Origin of the sequence: Pseudomonas sp. IT-347P, from assembly GCF_949768005.1 — a bacterium.
In the GTDB taxonomy this organism is placed as follows: Bacteria; Pseudomonadota; Gammaproteobacteria; order Pseudomonadales; family Pseudomonadaceae; genus Aquipseudomonas.
The window spans coordinates 17,163-34,284 of record NZ_CATKPQ010000009.1; the positions used below are offsets into that span (position 1 = coordinate 17,163).

Genomic DNA, 17,122 nt, shown 5'->3' on the forward strand with positions numbered 1-17,122 from the left:
GCAGCGCAGCTCAGGTGGCGAACAGATAACCTTCGACGTCCATCCCGGCATCACGCATTTGCGCCAGTTTGTAGCGCAGGGTACGCGGGCTGATGCCGAGTTTTTCCGCAGCTTCCTTGCGCCGTCCACGCTCAGAGCGCAGGGTGTCGATGATCATCTGAAACTCCCGGCGGCGCAGGTCATCGCCCAGGGCGCCGGCCGAATCCGCTTCGATTTCCACCTCGCGAAGCACCGCTGACACCGGCGCGGCGACGGGCAGCGCGGTGTACGTCACGGGGCCGGCCAGACAGAAATCCTGCGGCTGAATCAACCCGCCCTGCTGCAAGATCAACGCACGCTGAATGGCGTTATCCAGCTCACGCACATTGCCCGGCCACGGGTAAGCGGTCAGGCACGCTTGCGCGTCAGGCGAGAGTTTCGCCGCCGCGTGCTTCATTTTATTGACGTGTTTGGCCAGCAACCTTTCGGCCAGCGGCAGGATATCGGCAGTGCGCTCGCGAAGTGGACGCCAAGCGAGAGGGAAAACCGACAGACGGTAAAAAAGGTCTTCACGGAAGCGCCCTGCTGCTACTTCGCCCGCCAGATCGCGGTTGGTGGTGGCGACCACGCGAATATCCAGAGCAATCGGTTTGCGCGCGCCGACGCGCTCGACCTCGCGCTCCTGCAATACGCGCAACAGTTTGGCTTGCAGGCCGAGGGGCATTTCCGAGATTTCGTCGAGCAACAGCGTGCCGCCGTCGGCCTGCTCGAACTTGCCCGCTTGCGCAGCAATGGCGCCAGTGAACGAACCCTTTTCATGGCCGAACAACGTTGCTTCAAGCATGTTGTCCGGGATCGCCGCGCAGTTGATCGCAATGAACGGCTGGCTGGCGCGATGGGATTGCTGGTGAATGTAACGCGCCAGCACTTCTTTACCGGTGCCGGATTCGCCGGAGATCAGCACGGTGGAATCGCTGCGCGCCACCCGCGCGGCCAGCTCCAGCAACTGCGCACTGGCCGGTTCGACCGCCACTGGACCGTCGCCGTCGCTTGCGCCAATAGTGCCCAGCGCATGCCGCGCCACCAGATCCAGCAAAGCCTTGGGTTCAAAGGGTTTGACCAGGTAATCCGCCGCGCCCTGACGCATCGCATCGACGGCTCGCTCTACCGCGCCGTGCGCCGTCATCAGCAACACCGGCAATTGCGGTTGGCGGGCACGCAGCAGAGAGAGCAATTGGTGACCGTCCATGCCCGGCATGTTGACGTCACTGACCACCAGACTGAACGCCTCGCGCGCCACTGCCGTCAGCGCGTCTTCAGCGCAACCGACGGCGTGGTAATCGTGCCCGGCCAGCAACAACGTATCGGCCAGCGCCTCGCGCAACGAGCGGTCATCCTCGACCAGCAAAACCTTGATGCCCATGTCAGTCACTCAGCCCCCTGTACCGCGGAAAACAGCGGCAGGATCACCTGCGCGCATGTGCCGCGCCCGACTCGCGAACGCAGGCGCAATTCTCCCTGATGCGCCCGGGCCACCGCCTTGACCACGGTCAGGCCGAGGCCGGTGCCGGTGACTTTGGTGGTAAAGAAAGGTTCGCCGAGGCGCGCCAGAACCGTAGGCTCGATGCCGCTGCCACTGTCGCTGATGCTCAGGCGCAGGTTGTTGTCACGGGTGTAGCAATGCACTTTCAGGCGCACGTCGCCGGCACTGGCCTGAATCGCGTTTTCGATCAGATTCAACAGCGCTCCGACCAGCGTGTCGCGGTTGCACAGCAGCTCGCCGGCATGACTGTCGCACTGCCAGCGGATGGGCACGTCCTGTACATGCGTCAGCGCCGCCGCTTGCAGCGCCTGCATCAAGGTGTTCGGGGTGAGGCGATCGGTCAGCGGCAATTCACCGCGAGCGAAGACCAGCATGTCGCGCACCTGATGCTCCAGCTCGTGCAGGCGCTCTTTCAGGCGCCCGGCGAAACGCTGCTGGGTGGCGACCGGCAATTCCTGCTCAGTCAAATGACTGGCGTAGAGCAAAGCGGCGGACAGCGGCGTGCGGATCTGATGGGCCAGCGAGGCAACCATGCGGCCCAGCGAGGACAAGCGCTCGTGGCGCGCCAGTTGATCTTGCAAATGACGGGTTTCTGTCAGGTCATTGAGCAGCACTAACTGCCCCGGCTCGGCATCCAGCGAGCGGGTGGCAATCGACAGGCGTCGACCATTTTTCAGGGAAACTTCATGACCGTCGTCTTCACGCGGGGCGAAGCAGCGTGCAATCACATGGCGCCACAATTCGCCCTCAAGCGGCAGACCGAGCAGTTCGATGGCTGCCGGATTGGCCTCGCGGACCATGCCGTGACCGTCAATGACGATGACGCCACCGGGCAACAGATCAAGGAGATTTTGCAGGCGATTGGCCAAGCGCTCTTTTTCCGCCAGCTCCTGCATGCGCTGGGCGCTGACTACCGCCAGCTCACCCTTGAGTTCGGTCACCCGCGCTTCAAGCATGCTGTAAGAGTCCGTGAGGCGGCTGGACATCTGGCTGAACAGCTCGAATGCCTGCTCCAGGCCTTGTCGGCTTGCCTGCTCTACGGAGGACGGCTGCCCCTCGGGACTGGAGGCAGAAGACATCTGGGCGTGGGGCATTGTGCTTTCTCGCTTGGCTGACCGTCAGTTAAACGGAACGTTGCGAGGGCTGTAGCAATACCCGTGCCGAAAAAAAACTGCTTATAAATGAAGCAGTTGAAAAACAGGCGTCAATCCTCCGCCTGTTCATCTCCATCGCGTCGGCTCATGCCGTACTTGCGCATCTTCTCGACCAGGGTCGTACGACGGATACGCAGGCGTTCAGCCGCGCGCGCCACAATACCGTTGGCATCATCCAGCGCCTGCTGAATCAGCCCCTGCTCGAGACCACCGAGGTAATCTTTCAGGTCCAGGCCTTCCGGCGGCAGCATGGCGTTGGCGGTGAAGTCCGGCGTATGGCCGTTGATCGCCACACGCTCTTCGAGATCGCTGCGCAGGCTGTCGACCATTTGCTCGTCTTCGTCGTCGACGTAGCGGAATTTCTTCGGCAGTTCGACCACACCGATCACCCCGTACGGGTGCATGATCGCCATGCGTTCGACCAGGTTGGCCAGCTCGCGGACGTTGCCCGGCCAGCCGTGACGGCACAGCGACATGATCGCCGCCGAGTTGAAGCGGATCGAACCGCGTTTCTCGTGCTCCATGCGCGAGATCAATTCGTTCATCAGCAACGGAATGTCTTCGACGCGCTCACGCAGCGGCGCCATCTCGATCGGGAACACGTTCAGGCGATAGTAGAGGTCTTCGCGGAAGGTGCCGATCTCGATCATGCTTTCGAGATTCTTGTGGGTCGCGGCGATGATGCGCACGTCGACGCTCTGGGTTTTGTTGCTGCCCACGCGCTCGAAGGTGCGCTCCTGCAGCACGCGCAGCAGCTTGACCTGCATCGGCAGCGGCATGTCGCCGATTTCGTCAAGGAACAGCGTACCGCCGTTGGCCAGTTCGAAACGGCCGGCACGGCTGGTGATCGCACCGGTGAAGGCGCCCTTCTCGTGACCGAACAATTCGCTTTCGAGCAGTTCTGCCGGGATCGCCCCGCAGTTGACCGGCACGAACGGCGCGTCGCGGCGCTTGGAATGGTAATGCAGGTTACGCGCAACCACTTCCTTGCCGGTGCCGGATTCGCCGAGGATCAGCACGCTGGCATCGGTGTCGGCAACCTGTTGCATCATCTGGCGCACGTGCTGGATCGCACGGCTGGTGCCGACGAGGCTGCGGAACAGGTTGGGTTCGCGATGACGACCGCGCTCGCGGGCCTGGTCATACATCTCGCGATAGACCTGGGCACGGTGCAGCGAATCGAGCAATTTGCTGTAGCTGGGTGGCATTTCGAGGGTCGAAAGCACCCGGCGACGCTGGTCTTCAGGCAGGTCAACGGAAGAATTATCGCCCATTAACAAAACCGGAAGGAACTCATCCCAGGTCGAGAGTGTCTTTAGCAAGCCCAAAAGCGCACCAGGAGCATTAACGGTCCCGATCAGTACGCAAATGACCTCACGACTAGACGACAAAGAGCCGACTGCCTGCTGCCAGTCATGGCTGCCGCAGGGTAAATTTTCTTCGCCGAGAAAATTCAGAATCACCGCCAGGTCGCGGCGGCGAACGCTATCGTCATCGATCAGCAGAATTTTGGTTTCACGCCACATGCAATAGCAACTTCCCTAGTCAACTCAATGCCCGAAATTAGGGGCAAGCGAGACGCTTGCAGGACACCATGTGCCTGTAGACGCCTGAAATCTGAAAACAGCCACTAGTTAAGTCAAAAAACCGTGCACAGTCAAATTTATGGCGCACATGCCTGGATTAACTGGAGGTCAATTAACCAAACAGATGGTAAACCTTTGCCGCCTTCTGCGCTTGGGTGATCTGCGACATCTCGTTGGCTATCGCCTGCCGCTCACCCATGGCCACCTCAAGCAGGTCCTTGTAGACGTGGAGCAACTCCTCAAGGTTGTCGCGCAACGCGACTTCATCCAGCGCAGCTTCAGCCATGACGTCTTCCATGCAGGAACGGCAAGCCAGATCCAGCTCGCCAATGGCCTCCCAATTGCGCTCGCCGAGGGCAGTCACCAACGCTTCACGGGTATCGGCGATTCGCTGCAATACAAGACTCATGGTGATCTCCTTAAAACTGCGGGCCTGGTGGAGCAATACCGTCCCAGCCTTCCTTTACAGTGCGCAGGAGGCCGGCAACTTCGTCGAGAATCTTCGGATCGCTCTTGACGTTGGCCTCGGCGAGTCGCTTCATCATGTAGATGTAGAGCTGGTTGAGCTCACCTACCGAATCAGCGCTGTTTTCCAGATCCAGGCCTTCACACAATCCACCAATGATGCCAACGGCCTTGCTGATGGCCGTGCACTTGGCTGGAATATCTTTGCGCTCAATCGCGCCCTTGGCCTGAGCGATACGCTCCAGGCCGCCTTCCATCAACATTTGCACCAGACGGTGCGGGCTCGCTTCGGACGTCTGTGCATGCGCGCCGACTTTCTGGTACTGCCGAAGGGCTAACATCGGATTCATGTTCTACCTCATTGCCACAATGACTCGTATATCCAGTGTATCGCCAACGAATCACAGAACTTTAGATCAAAAGACAAAAACCCGGCGCACGCCGATAAAGCGTAGCCGGGTTTTTGTCATGCCCTCGTGTTACTTCGCGGACTGCTGAGCGTTCAGCGAGGTGAAGAACGAGGTAATGCTGCTCGCCGTCGCTTTCATCTGCCCCACCAGCAAGTCCATGGCGTTGTATTTTGCAGTCAACGTCTTGGTCAGGTTGGCCACACGCAAATCCAGCGCCAGTTGCTGCTCGGTCAGGCTCTTGGTGTTTTTGGTGAGAATGGCCATGCGTTGATCAAGCAAACCACTACCGGTAATACCACCTGCAGCTGGCTTGAGATACGGGTCCACCGCTTTGCTCATGCGCGCCAACAGACCGTTGCTGTCGTCGGTACCCGTGAACAACTGCTGAACCTGACCAGTCATGCCTGGCTGGGCCATGGTTTTGGTGAATGCGTTGGTATCAAACGTCAGGTTACCGGTGTTGCGGTCGGTCATCACACCCAACTGCGACAGCACTGCCAACGGACCACCCGCACCCTTCGCCGTCAACTCGCCACGGATATCGGCAATCAGTGCGCGCGGCATCGCGTCGCCTGTGAACGCCGCTTGCACGGTCAGCTTGCCATCGGCATCCGGCGTCGCCTTGGACAGCGTATCGATGGTGGTCTTCAAGGTGTTGTAAGCGTCGACGAACGACTGAATCGAGGCTTGCAGACCTTTGGTGTTGGCATCCACGCCGACAACTGTCGGCTTGCTCGGCGGCGTGCCCTCACTGACAGTCGTCAGATTCAGGGTCAGACCACTGATTGCGCCGGTCACCGTGTTGCTTTTGCTGGTAACTTCAAGGCCGTCGATCGTCAACTTGGCGTTCATCGCAACGCCGTTGACGGCGCCTGAAGCACCTGCAGCCGGGCTAGTGCCCATCGGCTGGGTACCATCGATTTCCAGACCGGCAATACCGCTGACTTTGAGGTCAGAGCCTTCGCCGGTTTTGCTCGAACTGATCACCAGACGCGAAGCACCGGTGCTGTCGGTCACGATGTTGGCGGAAATGCCGTTGGCGCCCTGAGCCTTGTTGATGGCGTCGCGGGTGCTCTGCAACGTGGCATTGGCAGGAATGTCGACATTGTAATCAGTGCCATTCTGACTGATTTTCAGGGTACCACTCGGAATGGCACTGGAGGCGCCGCCGGCGAAAGAGGCACTGGCGATTTTCGAGCCTGTAGCCAACTGCGTTACAACGACATTGTAACTTCCCGAGACCGCGGAACTGTCGGCGGTGGCGCTCAGGTTCGTATTGCTGGAAGTCGCGGTGAAACCGGCAAATGCAGGGTTGGTCTTACTGCTCAGATTGGTCATCGCCGTTTGGAACGCAGTCAGTGCACTCTTCAACGAACCGATACCGGAAATTTTCAGCGTGTTGGCTTTCGTCGCAGTATCGATCTGCGTCTGCTTCGGTGCCTTGTCGGCATCGACCAATGCAGTGACGATCGCACCGATGTCCAGGCCGGAACCCAGTCCGGAACCCGGTAGAATTGGACTTGCCATGTGCATCTCCCTTCAGATTGTTGCCATTCTTTTGACCGTTACACGCATCCTGAGAACGGACAAACATTATTCATGCCAGCTATCAGACTTTGGCGTCGAACAACACGTGGCTTGCATTGGCCAGGCTGTCTGCCAGCTTGAGAGCCTCAGCGGAGGGAATCTGTCGAACGACCTCACCCGTCTCGCTTGCGATCACCTTGACGATGACCTTCCCGGAATGTTCGTCGATAGAGAACTCCAGATTGCGCTTGATCGACTGGACAAACTTCTCGATCTCCTGCACCGCCAGCTTCAACTTGGCATCATCCGTATCCTGACTCTTGGCAGCGACCGGAGCTTCAGGCTTGGCAACCTTAGGCGTTTCTGACGATTTGTCAGCAACCGGAGTTACTGGCTTGGGAGCCGGATAAGACTGGTTAAGCTTGACGCTCATGTCCATGCTCATCACCTCCTAACGTAAAAAGGCGAGAGAGCACGACCAGCGCACCCTCCCGCCCAAACTCATTCCGAATTACTGAAGCAGTTTCAGTACAGCGGAAGGCAGTTGGTTGGCTTGAGCCAGAACCGAAGTGGAAGCTTGCTGCAGAGTTTGCTGCTTGGTCAGGTTAGCAGTTTCTGCGGCGAAGTCGGTGTCTTGTACACGACCCTGTGCAGCGGTGGTGTTCTCAACGATGTTCTGCAGGTTGGAGATGGTGCTGGTCAGACGGTTTTGCGAAGCACCCAGGCTGGCACGGGTATCACCGATCGCAGCGATAGCAGCGTCGATTGCAGTGATAGCGTTGTCGATGTTGCTACCGGCGGTAGCAGCGTCAGTACCGGTCAGAGCCAGAGTGCCTTTGTCCACGGACAGGCTGACGGCGTCGAACTTGGAGCTCAGTACCAGGTCGATGTGGTTAGCAGTACCGGTGTTTGCGCCAACTTGCAGAGTCACAGTACCCGCCGAACCGTCCAGCAGGTTTTTGCCGTTCAGGTTGGTGGAAGCTGCGATACGGGTGATTTCGTCCGACATGTCGGCGAATTCTTTGTTGGTCGCTTTCTGGTCAGCAGTGCCGTTAGTGCCGGTACGTGCTTTAACAGCCAGTTCACGCATACGCTGCAGGATGTCGGTAGTAGCTTGCAGAGCGCCTTCAGCGGTCTGAGCAACGGAGATACCGTCGTTGGCGTTCTGGATAGCCTGGTTGCCACCGCGGATTTGCGATTGCATACGAGTGGAGATCTGCAGGCCAGCGGCGTCGTCTTTGGCGCTGTTGATTTTCAGGCCGGAAGACAGGCGCTGCATCGAAGTCGACAGAGCGTCGGAAGCGCGGTTCAGGTTTTTCTGAACGTTCAACGATGTGGTGTTGGTGTTTACTGTTAAAGCCATGACGAATTCCTCGTTGGTTGGGTACTGCGGCTTCCGGCCCTGGCAACCGCCGGGTATGGCCTAGAGAACCTTCGTAATAGTTATCGTCGGGTTGGCAGGTTGCTTGAGGGCTTTTTGAAAAAATTTTGCCATCACCCGGCCACCCCTGAGAAAACAAGGGCTTAGCCGCCCCTCAGCCACGTAAAAATGACGTCATAAAACCAACCATGGCGCAAACCTGCGGGCCAGTGCTGCCGCCTGTCTTCAGGCCGGGACACTTTCCAGCAACTCGATCAGTTCGTACTCCATATAATCAGCCAGCCCCAACCAATCCTGGCGCTCCTGACAATCGAGCATTTGCGTGAGTACCTGCGCCCACATCTGCCGGACATCTGCAGACGCCGAGAGCAGCAACTGCTGCGCACCTTCAAACACATCGACCATGCTCAGCGCTGCCTCGACATCCCGCCCCAGCCGAAACAGGCTTGCACACTGACGGCATTCACCAATGCTTTTTTCCAGCGCCGTCATTGCACGAACTCCTGGTTGAATTGCGTCCCGGCAATCAGTGCGCCTGCCCTGCTGCTATTGAAGAACTGAACGTGCGGATGCGCCGCGATGTAACGCTCCAGCACACACAGATACCCACGGAAGTTGAGTTGGGTGCTGACACGCTGGCCATGCCCGTCGCGCACCCAATGCCGCGCCTGACTCACCCCCGGCCCAAGCTCGCCATCATTCCAGCCAGCGTGGGTCTTATTCATCGGGAAGGCGAAGTCAGCGCCGAACAGAGTGATGCGGGGCGCGCCCATTTTCACTGCCAGATCCACCGCCGGGTGAATCACGCTGCCTCCTACATGCAACTCTCCACGCGGATACTCTTCACGCAATTGCGCATACACCGGACTGGCCGAATAGCCACCGTAACGTTTGCCCTTCCACGCGCGCAGTACCTCGGGATCGCTCATCGGCAAGTACACCAGCGGGATACCTTCGGACGCTTCGAATGGCAGGTGCCGAAAGCTGATGCGTTGATCGATGGTCACCACCAGATCCGGCTCGATACCGTGCTCACGCAAGGGCCGATAAGCCGTGTCGACACAGATGAACAACGGTCGATCCGCTTGCCCGCGCACCGCTGCCAGTCGCGCGAAATGGCCTTCGAGCGTTGGCCCTGTGGCAATCACGTAAATGTCCCGTTCGGCGCAGGTGCCAAACAATTGCGTCACATCGTCGTCGCCGAGCAGCACCGGCAGACAGTCTTGCAAACGCTGCTGAATGAACGGCGACTGCACATCGAATTCAAGGTTGTTGAAACTCAGATGGACTTCATTGACCAGGCGATCACGGATTTTCGCGTTGAAGTCGTCGGCCAGCAGCATCTCGGCTGGCAAGGCAAAAAACGGCGAGCAAATGTCTGACAGGTCGCCAGCGTAGAACAACTGCACGCGCGGATCTTCCAGCCAATGCCGCTGTTCAAGCAGTTGCACCACCAACGCGAACAGCGCGCCATTGAGAATGTGCACGTACAGATGCTCAAGCCCTTCGCGCTCCAGTAGCACGCTGGGCAAATCGCCGAGGCCGGTACCGTAGACATGCAATTGCGGCTTGTCCGCCAGGCTTGCCGCCTGAATCCGGGCTTCATGGATGCGGTCATGGCGGCTGGTGAGTTGAACACCATTGACGCTGAGCGTCGAACCCAACCCCTGCACCAGTTCGGCCTGGACCGCCGCACTGTCTTCTGCCATCAGTCGCTCGAACAGCGCCGGCCAGCGCCTTTGCAACACCTGGGCATTGGCTTGAAAAAACTCGCTCATGGCGCCTCGCGCTCCCTCTTCAGGCAAAAAAATAGCGTTCAAGGTTAACCTTGAACGCTATTTTTGTATCCGCCGTTTTTACCCTGGCTCAAGGGCGATAGATGATCGCCGAGCCCCACGACAGACCGACACCAAACCCGCTCAGCGCAATACGCTGCCAATCGGAATCAATGACGTGTTTTTCCAGCAGAAGCGGGATGCTCGACGACACGGTGTTACCGGTCTCGACCATGTCCTTGATGAATTTCTCCGGCTCGCCTTCAAAGCGCCGCGCCACGGCATCGACAATCGCCGCGCTGCCCTGGTGAATGCAGAAGGCATCAATGTCATCAGCCTTCAGGCCGGAGTCATCCAGCAGTTCATGCAAGTGTGCCGGGACCTTGAGGAGTGCAAAGTTGAAGACCTGACGACCGTTCATGAAGAACACGCCATCGGTCACCTTCAAATGCGGTGCGCCGGAACCGTCGGTGCCGAACTTGGCTTTGCCCAGCGCCCAGGTCGGATCTTCGCCCATCCACGTGGCGGTGGCGGCATCGCCGAACAGCATGGTGGTGTTGCGGTCTTCCGGATCGACAATCTTTGAATACGGGTCAGCGGTGATCAGCAGGCCATTCTTCAGCCCGGCGGCTTCCATGAAGCCTTTGATCGCGTAGATGCCGTAGACATAACCGGAGCAACCCAGGGAAATGTCGAACGCCGCCACGTTGGTCGGCAGACCGAGTTTGTCCTGCACGATCGCAGCGGTGTGCGGCAGGCCTTCTTCGTCACCGTTCTGGGTCACGACGATCAAGGCATCGATCGATTCACGCTTCAGATCAGGGTTGCTGGCAAACAGCGCATTGGCCGCTTCCACGCACAGGTCGGAGGTTTCCTGTTCAGCGTCTTTGCGCGGCAGGAACGCCGAACCGATCTTGCCAAGGATGAACTCTTCATCCTTCTCGAATTTTGCACCTTGTGCGTAATTGTCCACGCCGGCTACAGGAACGTAGCTCGCAATGCTTTTTATGCCAATCATTACGGCTTCCCAATAAAAAACAGCCCAAGACCACCGCTCGCAAGGATTTTCGAGGGGCGCCGACAAACAGAAAACGGCCGCCACAACGGGCAGCCATGGGGAGCGCAAAGGGCTATCACTGGAATCGAAAACGAGCCAGGCGCCATCTCCCCGATCAATACAATACAGTGAAGATGCGCGTTATGACTCGCAGGTCACGCTATTTTGCCGAATCGGTGCAGATTGGGTTATTCGACCAACGACCAGTCCAGCGGCGTGCCACGCTTGATGGGTGCGCGCGCGCGGCGGCCAAGAACAGCCTCGGAGTGCTTGGGCGGCAGACCGAGACCGGGGCGAATGGCGCGCAGATTGTCCCCGCTAAAGGTGTCACCGGCGGCCATGTCGGCCGTGACATACAGCGAGCGGCGATAGACCAGCGACTTGCGTTCAGCCTCTGTGACGCCGTAATGCACCTGGCCCATGGCCTGCCAGGCGCGTTCGGTTTCTATCACCAGACTGGCCATTTCCGCCGGTTCCAGGGAAAAACTGGCATCGACGCCACCTGCTGAACGGTCGAGGGTGAAGTGCTTTTCCACCACGGTCGCGCCAAGCGCCACCGCCGCCACCGACACGCCGACGCCCATCGAGTGATCTGACAGCCCCACTTCGCAACCGAACAATTCCCGCAGATGCGGGATCGTGCGCACGTTGCTGTTGAGCGGTGTCGCCGGGTAGGTGCTGGTGCATTTGAGCAGCACCAGGTCCTTGCAGCCGGCTTCGCGGGCGGCGCGCACGGTTTCATCCAGTTCGGCGATGCTGGCCATGCCGGTGGAGATGATCAGCGGTTTACCGGTGGCGGCGACACGGCGGATCAACGGCAGATCGGTGTTTTCGAAACTGGCAATCTTGTAGGCCGGCACATCGAGGCTTTCGAGAAAGTCCACAGCGCTGTCATCGAACGGTGTCGAGAACGCGAGCATGCCGAGTTCCTTGGCGCGGGCAAAAATCGGCGCATGCCATTCCCACGGTGTATGGGCTTTTTCATACAAATCGTAGAGCGAAGTACCCGCCCACAGATTGCCCGGATCCTTGATGAAGAACTCGCCTTCGGCCAGATCCAGGGTCATGGTGTCGGCGGTGTAGGTTTGCAGCTTCAAGGCATGCGCGCCGGCCCTGGCCGCCGCTTCGACGATTTGCAGGGCGACGTCCAGCGACTGGTTATGGTTGCCGCTCATCTCGGCGATGATAAAGGGCGGCGCGTCGGCACCGATCGAGCGGTGGCCAATCTTGAAACTAGTCATGGGCGTGATCCTTCAACATACGAGTGAACGCACAGGCCCCTTGGGTAAACCCGGCGTCACGAAACACATTCAGTGAGGGCCGGTTGTCCGGCAGGACGCAGGCGTTGATGACCGTCAGTTGTGGCCAGTGTGCGGCAACAAATGCCTGACCACGGGTCAACAGTGCCCTGCCCCAGCCGAGGCCGAAACGCCCTTGCAGCAAGTAGATCGAAACTTCGGCTTCAAATCCGCGCAGGTCATAACGCACGACACCGACGGCGCCATCGTCCGCCTCGGCGATCAATAGCAACCGCTGCGGATTACGCAAACTTGCCGTCAGCCAGTTGAGGTGTTGCCCCCAATCGATCGCACCCGTCTCCGGCGACCAGCGCCGCACCGCTTCGGCATTACGCCCCTCGAACAGCAACTGCGCATCGTCCAGCGTCGCCGGGCGCAGCTTGAGCACCGCGCCGGCCAACGCTGCCGCTACGCGCGCGGCACCGCGACCGTCGACCAGTTGTCGTGAGCGCTCGGCCAGGCTGTGCCGCAAAAAATGATTGCTCATGACAAAACCGACGGCATCACGCAACTGCTCGACGCTGACCTGCTCGCGAGCGCCCATGAACACATGCGCCCCCGCTGCGGCCATGGCCTCTCCGTTGACCTGCTGGTTGTTCGCCACCGCAATGCAAATCGTCGGCAAGCCCAACGCCGCACGCTCCCAACTGGTGCCGCCACCGGCGCCGATAAACAGGTCGGCTTCGCTCATGCGTTGGTAGAAATCAGTGACAAAACTGTGCAGACGCCAGTTCGGCCGCGTCTCGGCCAAGGCCTGCATCGGCGCCCACGCCGGGTTGTCGGCACCGGCGACAAAGTCCACTTGCAACTCGTGGAAATCGGCCAGAGCGAGCATTGCGTGGTGAGTCTGCATCGCCGCATCGAAACCGCCGAAATTCACCAGTACCCGGCGAGCCGAGGGTTTGATCTCGATGGCCGGGCAATTGAACTCTTCACGCAGCATGGCATAGCGCGGGCCCAGCAACGTGCGGCAACCCTCAGGCAGCAACGGTGTGTAGTTTTCGCTGAGGCCGGACAAATTCTGATTGAGTAAAAGATCAACGCTGTAGCGCCGGGTCGCCAGATCGTCCACTGCCGCTATGCGCTGCGCCCAACGCCGGGCAGCGGTTTGCCAGTGGTGGTCGAGGCCGTAGTGATCGACGATGACCCAGTCGAATTCGGCATGACCGGCCAACTGTAGATCCAATGCATCGATGTCGGCCTGCCACGGCAGCATTGATTCGATGGCTTGCTGCGGGTCTTCATCGGGATATCGATCAGGTAGCGCAAAAGTTTCAAAACCTTCGGCGCTCAGCATATCGAGCCGATGCCCCGGCAATTGCCGGCAGGCAAAGGCGACATGACTGCCCTGCCCGCGCAACACTCGCGCCAGCGTCAGGCAGCGGGCGATATGGCCACTGCCGATGGTTGGCGAGGCGTCGGCACGAATCAGCACTCTCATTGCAGCTCTCCGCCAGCCTTGAGTGCGGCGTACAGGTACTCGGCGCGCTTCCAGTCTTCGGGCGTGTCGATGTCCTGCACCAGATGCCGCGGCAGTATCACCGGCAGACTGACTGGCGAATAAACCACTTCACCGCGCAACCACGCATCGCTGCGCCCCCAGTAAAACTGACCGGCGTCCTGAAATGCTTCGGGCAAATCCTGCGAACGCGTATTGCGAAATTCTGGATACAACGCGGTCAAGGCACCCTGCCCGTCCAGCGTCAGCGCACGCTGCACCGGAAACCCGAAACTGCACACCGAGAACGCGAAAGACTTGTCTGGATGCTGCTCCAGCAACTCGATTCCCTGGCGCAGATAGCGTGGCTGCAACAACGGCGCCGTGGCGTACACACAGCAGGCGTAATCGAACGCCGGCAACTGCTGCAAGGCATGCACGATCACTGCCGCCGTACCGGTGTAATCGTCGGCCAGTTCAACCGGGCGCAAAAATGGCACTTGCGCGCCATGGGCTCGCGCCACATCAGCAATTTCGGCATCGTCGGTGCTGACCACCACCTGATCGAACAAGCCGCAATCCAGCGCAGTAAGAATCGAATGGACAATCATCGGCACGCCGTCGAATGGCAAGAGATTCTTGCGCGGGATGCGTTTGCTGCCGCCACGGGCCGGGATGATTGCAACGTTGCTCAAGGACGTTTTTCCAAAAGGAACCAGGTGACATCGTCTGCCGGGAATTGCGGATCGCGGTGATAGACGAAACCGTAATCCAGCAGGTGCAGATCTGGGTAGCGATCGAGCATTTCACCGGCGAAATCGCGCTTGAACAGCTTGCCGGTGTTGCCACGATAGGACACTTCCACCGGTGCCGGATTGTAATACTCGGCGATCAGGATGTAGTGCTGACTCAATTCATACAACTGCGCATAAGCGGTCGGCAACAGCTCCGGAGCCAAGTGAATCAGCACGCCTTTACTCAGTGTCAGGTCGTAGCGGCGCTCGCGCGGGAAATCGAACAGCGAGCCATGCCAGATCTGTGCAATGTCCAACGCCCGTGCCTGAGCACAAGCGCTGTCATTGATCTCGACGCCGAACAGCTGGCAACGGGGCAGCAGTTGATGCAACGCCTGCAAATTGTTGCCGGCGTTAGTGCCCAGTTCGACCAGGCTCTCGATGCCAGCGGCGCGGCTCAGCGCTTTGGCAAACAACGCCAGATTCGCCGCCACCAGCGGCTCACCCACATTGCGTTCGACGTATTGGTTACCGAAGTCGCCCTGCCAGAATTTTTCCTGCTCACTCAATTGACGCATTGCAGATACTCATCCATTGCCTCAGCGGCAATTATTCGGTCAGCCGACACAATTGCTCGACCACGTAATCCTGCTGTTCATCGCTCAGCAGCGGAAACAGCGGCAGGCTGATCGCCTCGGCGTAATAACGTTCGGCCTCGGGGAAATCGCCCTCGGCAAACCCCAGATCACGGTAGTAGGGCTGCAGGTGCACAGGAATATAGTGCAGGTTTACGCCGATCCCGGCGGCACGCAAGCCTTCGAACACCTGACGGTGACTGAGGCTGATGCGATCGGTCTGCAAGCGAATCACATACAGATGCCAGGCCGATTGCGCCTCAGGCTGAGGGCTTGGCAACGTCACCGGCAAATACGTCAGCAGGCGATCGTAGCGCGCCGCCAACTCGCGGCGACGGGCGATAAAATCGTCGAGTTTGCCCAGTTGTGACAAACCCAACGCGGCCTGCAAATCGGTGATCCGGTAATTGAAGCCCAGTTCGATCTGCTGGTAGTACCACGGACCATGGCCGGGTTCAGTCATCTGCTGCGGATCGCGGGTCATGCCGTGGCTGCGCAGACGCTGCAAGCGCTCGGCCAGCTGCGGGCGATTGGTCAGCACCATGCCGCCTTCGGCGCTGGTGATGATCTTCACCGGATGAAAGCTGAACACCGTCATGGCCGCGAACTCACCACAACCCACCGGGCGCCCGGCGTACGACGCACCGACAGCGTGAGAAGCATCTTCGATCACGGTGAAGTTGTAGCGCTCGGCCAGTTCGGCAATCTTGCGCATGTCGCAGCTCTGCCCGGAGAACGCCACGGCCACCAGCACTTTCGGCAAAGTGCCGTCCTGCTCGGCCTGATCGAGTTTCGCCTCGAGGGCGAAGGCATCAAGGTTCCAGGTCAACGGATCGATGTCGACGAAATCAACCTCGGCACCGCAATAACGTCCACAGTTGGCTGAGGCGAGAAACGTGTTGGGCGTCGTCCACAAACGGTCGCCCGGCCCCAGCCCTGCCGCCACACAGGCAATGTGCAACGCTGCCGTGGCGTTGCACACCGCCACGGCGAAATCCGCCTGGCACCGTTCGGCCATCGCCTGCTCGAAGCGCTCGATGGTCGGTCCCTGGGTCAGCCAGTCCGATTGCAACACCTCGACGACCGCGTCAATGTCCGCCTGATCGACGCTCTGCCGACCGTAGGGAATCATACCGAGAGCTTCGCGTGCAGGTCGGCGATTTGCCCGACCGAGAGGAAATGCGGATTGGTGTCGGAGCGGTACTCGAAGTCCTCGCTCACCGGCCGGCCACGCTCGCCAACCTTATCGACGGCAAAATCGACATCGACGCTGGTAAAGCGGATCGACGGCTGAATGGTGTAGTGATCTTCGAACTCGAGGGTCATCCGCGCATCGTCCAGCGGCACCATCAACTCATGCAGCTTTTCGCCGGGACGAATGCCGACGTTCTTGTGCGGCAGATGTTCAGCCATGCCGCGCGCCAGATCGACGATGCGGATCGACGGGATCTTCGGCACGAACACTTCACCGCCGTGCATCCGCGCAAAGCTGTCGAGGACGAACTGCACACCGTGGTCGAGGGTGATCCAGAACCGCGTCATGCGTTCGTCGGTGATCGGCAACTCCTGAGCACCGTCGGCGATCAACTTGCTGAAGAACGGCACCACCGAGCCACGCGAGCCCGCCACATTGCCGTAGCGCACCACGGCAAAACGGGTTTCCTGCTCGCCGGCAATATTGTTGGCGGCGACGAACAATTTATCCGAAAGCAACTTGGTCGCGCCGTACAGATTGATCGGGCTGGCCGCCTTGTCGGTAGACAGCGCGACAACTTTTTTCACGCCATTGTCGATGGCGGCGGCGATGATGTTTTCCGCGCCATTGACGTTGGTGCGAATGCATTCGGTCGGGTTGTATTCCGCCGCCGGCACTTGCTTCAACGCCGCGGCATGCACCACGTAGTCGATGCCGCGCATGGCCTGACGCAGACGATCGGCGTCACGCACGTCACCAATGAAATAACGCATGCACGGCGCGTTGAACGTCTGCTGCATTTCGTACTGCTTCAACTCGTCACGGGAGAACACCACCACGCGCTTGGGCTGGTATTGCTCAAGCAGACGGGCGATGAATTTACGCCCGAACGAGCCGGTGCCGCCGGAGATGAAGATCGATTTACCGTTGAACATAGGTTGATTC

At 59.4% G+C, this 17,122-nt stretch carries 17 protein-coding genes; all 17 read right to left on the bottom strand.

Features of this window, described 5'->3' with window-relative positions; genetic code table 11:
- Positions 1 to 10: 10 nt before the first annotated feature.
- Positions 11 to 1,402, bottom strand: coding sequence for a sigma-54-dependent transcriptional regulator (locus ACM6IV_RS03935; RefSeq protein ID WP_414868805.1), 1,392 nt, complete (start codon positions 1,400 to 1,402; stop codon positions 11 to 13).
- A gap of 5 nt (positions 1,403 to 1,407) precedes the next feature.
- Complete coding sequence (locus tag ACM6IV_RS03940) at positions 1,408 to 2,601, bottom strand: sensor histidine kinase (protein WP_414868824.1); 1,194 nt, start codon at positions 2,599 to 2,601, stop codon at positions 1,408 to 1,410.
- A 125-nt stretch (positions 2,602 to 2,726) separates the two neighbouring features.
- Complete coding sequence (locus tag ACM6IV_RS03945) at positions 2,727 to 4,202, bottom strand: sigma-54 dependent transcriptional regulator (RefSeq protein WP_007920053.1); 1,476 nt, start codon at positions 4,200 to 4,202, stop codon at positions 2,727 to 2,729.
- 172 nt (positions 4,203 to 4,374) lie between these two features.
- Positions 4,375 to 4,671 carry a flagellar protein FliT gene (locus ACM6IV_RS03950; RefSeq protein WP_414868806.1) on the bottom strand — a complete coding sequence of 99 codons (297 nt, stop codon included), beginning with the start codon at positions 4,669 to 4,671 and terminating at the stop codon, positions 4,375 to 4,377.
- A gap of 10 nt (positions 4,672 to 4,681) precedes the next feature.
- Entirely contained in the window at positions 4,682 to 5,077 is a 396-nt protein-coding gene (fliS, locus tag ACM6IV_RS03955) for a flagellar export chaperone FliS (protein ID WP_007966231.1), read from the bottom strand.
- Between the two features lie 129 nt (positions 5,078 to 5,206).
- Positions 5,207 to 6,664 (bottom strand): flagellar filament capping protein FliD, encoded by a 1,458-nt coding sequence (gene fliD, locus ACM6IV_RS03960; RefSeq protein ID WP_414868807.1) that lies wholly within the window; start codon positions 6,662 to 6,664, stop codon positions 5,207 to 5,209.
- Positions 6,665 to 6,746: 82 nt separating this feature from the next.
- A complete protein-coding gene (locus ACM6IV_RS03965; RefSeq protein WP_414868808.1) occupies positions 6,747 to 7,103 on the bottom strand; it encodes a flagellar protein FlaG in 357 nt (118 codons plus the stop codon).
- Between the two features lie 72 nt (positions 7,104 to 7,175).
- Entirely contained in the window at positions 7,176 to 8,027 is an 852-nt protein-coding gene (locus tag ACM6IV_RS03970; RefSeq protein WP_123376257.1) for a flagellin domain-containing protein, read from the bottom strand.
- 243 nt (positions 8,028 to 8,270) lie between these two features.
- Positions 8,271 to 8,537, bottom strand: a complete 267-nt coding sequence (locus tag ACM6IV_RS03975) for a hypothetical protein (RefSeq protein ID WP_414868809.1) — start codon at positions 8,535 to 8,537, stop codon at positions 8,271 to 8,273.
- The gene (locus tag ACM6IV_RS03980) at positions 8,534 to 9,823 is read right to left on the bottom strand and encodes a motility associated factor glycosyltransferase family protein (RefSeq protein WP_414868810.1); all 1,290 of its coding nucleotides are present in this window, start codon (positions 9,821 to 9,823) and stop codon (positions 8,534 to 8,536) included. Before ACM6IV_RS03980 ends, ACM6IV_RS03975 begins: the two co-directional genes overlap by 4 nt.
- An 88-nt stretch (positions 9,824 to 9,911) precedes the next feature.
- A complete protein-coding gene (locus ACM6IV_RS03985) occupies positions 9,912 to 10,838 on the bottom strand; it encodes a ketoacyl-ACP synthase III (RefSeq protein ID WP_007920064.1) in 927 nt (308 codons plus the stop codon).
- 227 nt (positions 10,839 to 11,065) lie between these two features.
- Positions 11,066 to 12,118: a pseudaminic acid synthase gene (pseI, locus tag ACM6IV_RS03990; RefSeq protein WP_414868811.1), complete on the bottom strand. Its 1,053-nt coding sequence runs from the start codon at positions 12,116 to 12,118 to the stop codon at positions 11,066 to 11,068.
- Positions 12,111 to 13,616, bottom strand: a complete 1,506-nt coding sequence (gene pseG, locus ACM6IV_RS03995; RefSeq protein WP_414868812.1) for a UDP-2,4-diacetamido-2,4,6-trideoxy-beta-L-altropyranose hydrolase — start codon at positions 13,614 to 13,616, stop codon at positions 12,111 to 12,113. The genes pseI and pseG overlap by 8 nt, the downstream gene beginning before the upstream one ends.
- Positions 13,613 to 14,308, bottom strand: a complete 696-nt coding sequence (gene pseF / locus ACM6IV_RS04000; RefSeq protein ID WP_414868813.1) for a pseudaminic acid cytidylyltransferase — start codon at positions 14,306 to 14,308, stop codon at positions 13,613 to 13,615. The genes pseG and pseF overlap by 4 nt, the downstream gene beginning before the upstream one ends.
- Positions 14,305 to 14,925 carry a pseudaminic acid biosynthesis-associated methylase gene (locus ACM6IV_RS04005; protein ID WP_414868814.1) on the bottom strand — a complete coding sequence of 207 codons (621 nt, stop codon included), beginning with the start codon at positions 14,923 to 14,925 and terminating at the stop codon, positions 14,305 to 14,307. Before ACM6IV_RS04005 ends, pseF begins: the two co-directional genes overlap by 4 nt.
- A 31-nt stretch (positions 14,926 to 14,956) precedes the next feature.
- Entirely contained in the window at positions 14,957 to 16,114 is a 1,158-nt protein-coding gene (gene pseC, locus ACM6IV_RS04010) for a UDP-4-amino-4,6-dideoxy-N-acetyl-beta-L-altrosamine transaminase (RefSeq protein WP_414868815.1), read from the bottom strand.
- Positions 16,111 to 17,112: a UDP-N-acetylglucosamine 4,6-dehydratase (inverting) gene (gene pseB / locus ACM6IV_RS04015; protein ID WP_414868816.1), complete on the bottom strand. Its 1,002-nt coding sequence runs from the start codon at positions 17,110 to 17,112 to the stop codon at positions 16,111 to 16,113. Before pseB ends, pseC begins: the two co-directional genes overlap by 4 nt.
- Between the last annotated feature and the right edge of the window lie 10 nt (positions 17,113 to 17,122).

Bases quoted from the DNA above. Each gene is read 5' to 3' on its own strand.
- pseI (WP_414868811.1), bottom strand. From the start codon at position 12,118: ATGACTAGTTTCAAGATTGGCCACCGCTCGATCGGTGCCGACGCGCCG.
- ACM6IV_RS03950 (WP_414868806.1), bottom strand. From the start codon at position 4,671: ATGAGTCTTGTATTGCAGCGAATCGCCGATACCCGTGAAGCGTTGGTG.
- pseG (WP_414868812.1), bottom strand. From the start codon at position 13,616: ATGAGAGTGCTGATTCGTGCCGACGCCTCGCCAACCATCGGCAGTGGC.
- ACM6IV_RS03940 (WP_414868824.1), bottom strand. From the start codon at position 2,601: ATGTCTTCTGCCTCCAGTCCCGAGGGGCAGCCGTCCTCCGTAGAGCAG.
- ACM6IV_RS03985 (WP_007920064.1), bottom strand. From the start codon at position 10,838: ATGATTGGCATAAAAAGCATTGCGAGCTACGTTCCTGTAGCCGGCGTG.
- ACM6IV_RS03970 (WP_123376257.1), bottom strand. From the start codon at position 8,027: ATGGCTTTAACAGTAAACACCAACACCACATCGTTGAACGTTCAGAAA.
- pseC (WP_414868815.1), bottom strand. From the start codon at position 16,114: ATGATTCCCTACGGTCGGCAGAGCGTCGATCAGGCGGACATTGACGCG.
- ACM6IV_RS03975 (WP_414868809.1), bottom strand. From the start codon at position 8,537: ATGACGGCGCTGGAAAAAAGCATTGGTGAATGCCGTCAGTGTGCAAGC.
- ACM6IV_RS04005 (WP_414868814.1), bottom strand. From the start codon at position 14,925: ATGCGTCAATTGAGTGAGCAGGAAAAATTCTGGCAGGGCGACTTCGGT.
- ACM6IV_RS03965 (WP_414868808.1), bottom strand. From the start codon at position 7,103: ATGGACATGAGCGTCAAGCTTAACCAGTCTTATCCGGCTCCCAAGCCA.
- fliS (WP_007966231.1), bottom strand. From the start codon at position 5,077: ATGAATCCGATGTTAGCCCTTCGGCAGTACCAGAAAGTCGGCGCGCAT.
- ACM6IV_RS03945 (WP_007920053.1), bottom strand. From the start codon at position 4,202: ATGTGGCGTGAAACCAAAATTCTGCTGATCGATGACGATAGCGTTCGC.
- ACM6IV_RS03980 (WP_414868810.1), bottom strand. From the start codon at position 9,823: ATGAGCGAGTTTTTTCAAGCCAATGCCCAGGTGTTGCAAAGGCGCTGG.
- pseB (WP_414868816.1), bottom strand. From the start codon at position 17,112: ATGTTCAACGGTAAATCGATCTTCATCTCCGGCGGCACCGGCTCGTTC.
- fliD (WP_414868807.1), bottom strand. From the start codon at position 6,664: ATGGCAAGTCCAATTCTACCGGGTTCCGGACTGGGTTCCGGCCTGGAC.
- ACM6IV_RS03935 (WP_414868805.1), bottom strand. From the start codon at position 1,402: ATGGGCATCAAGGTTTTGCTGGTCGAGGATGACCGCTCGTTGCGCGAG.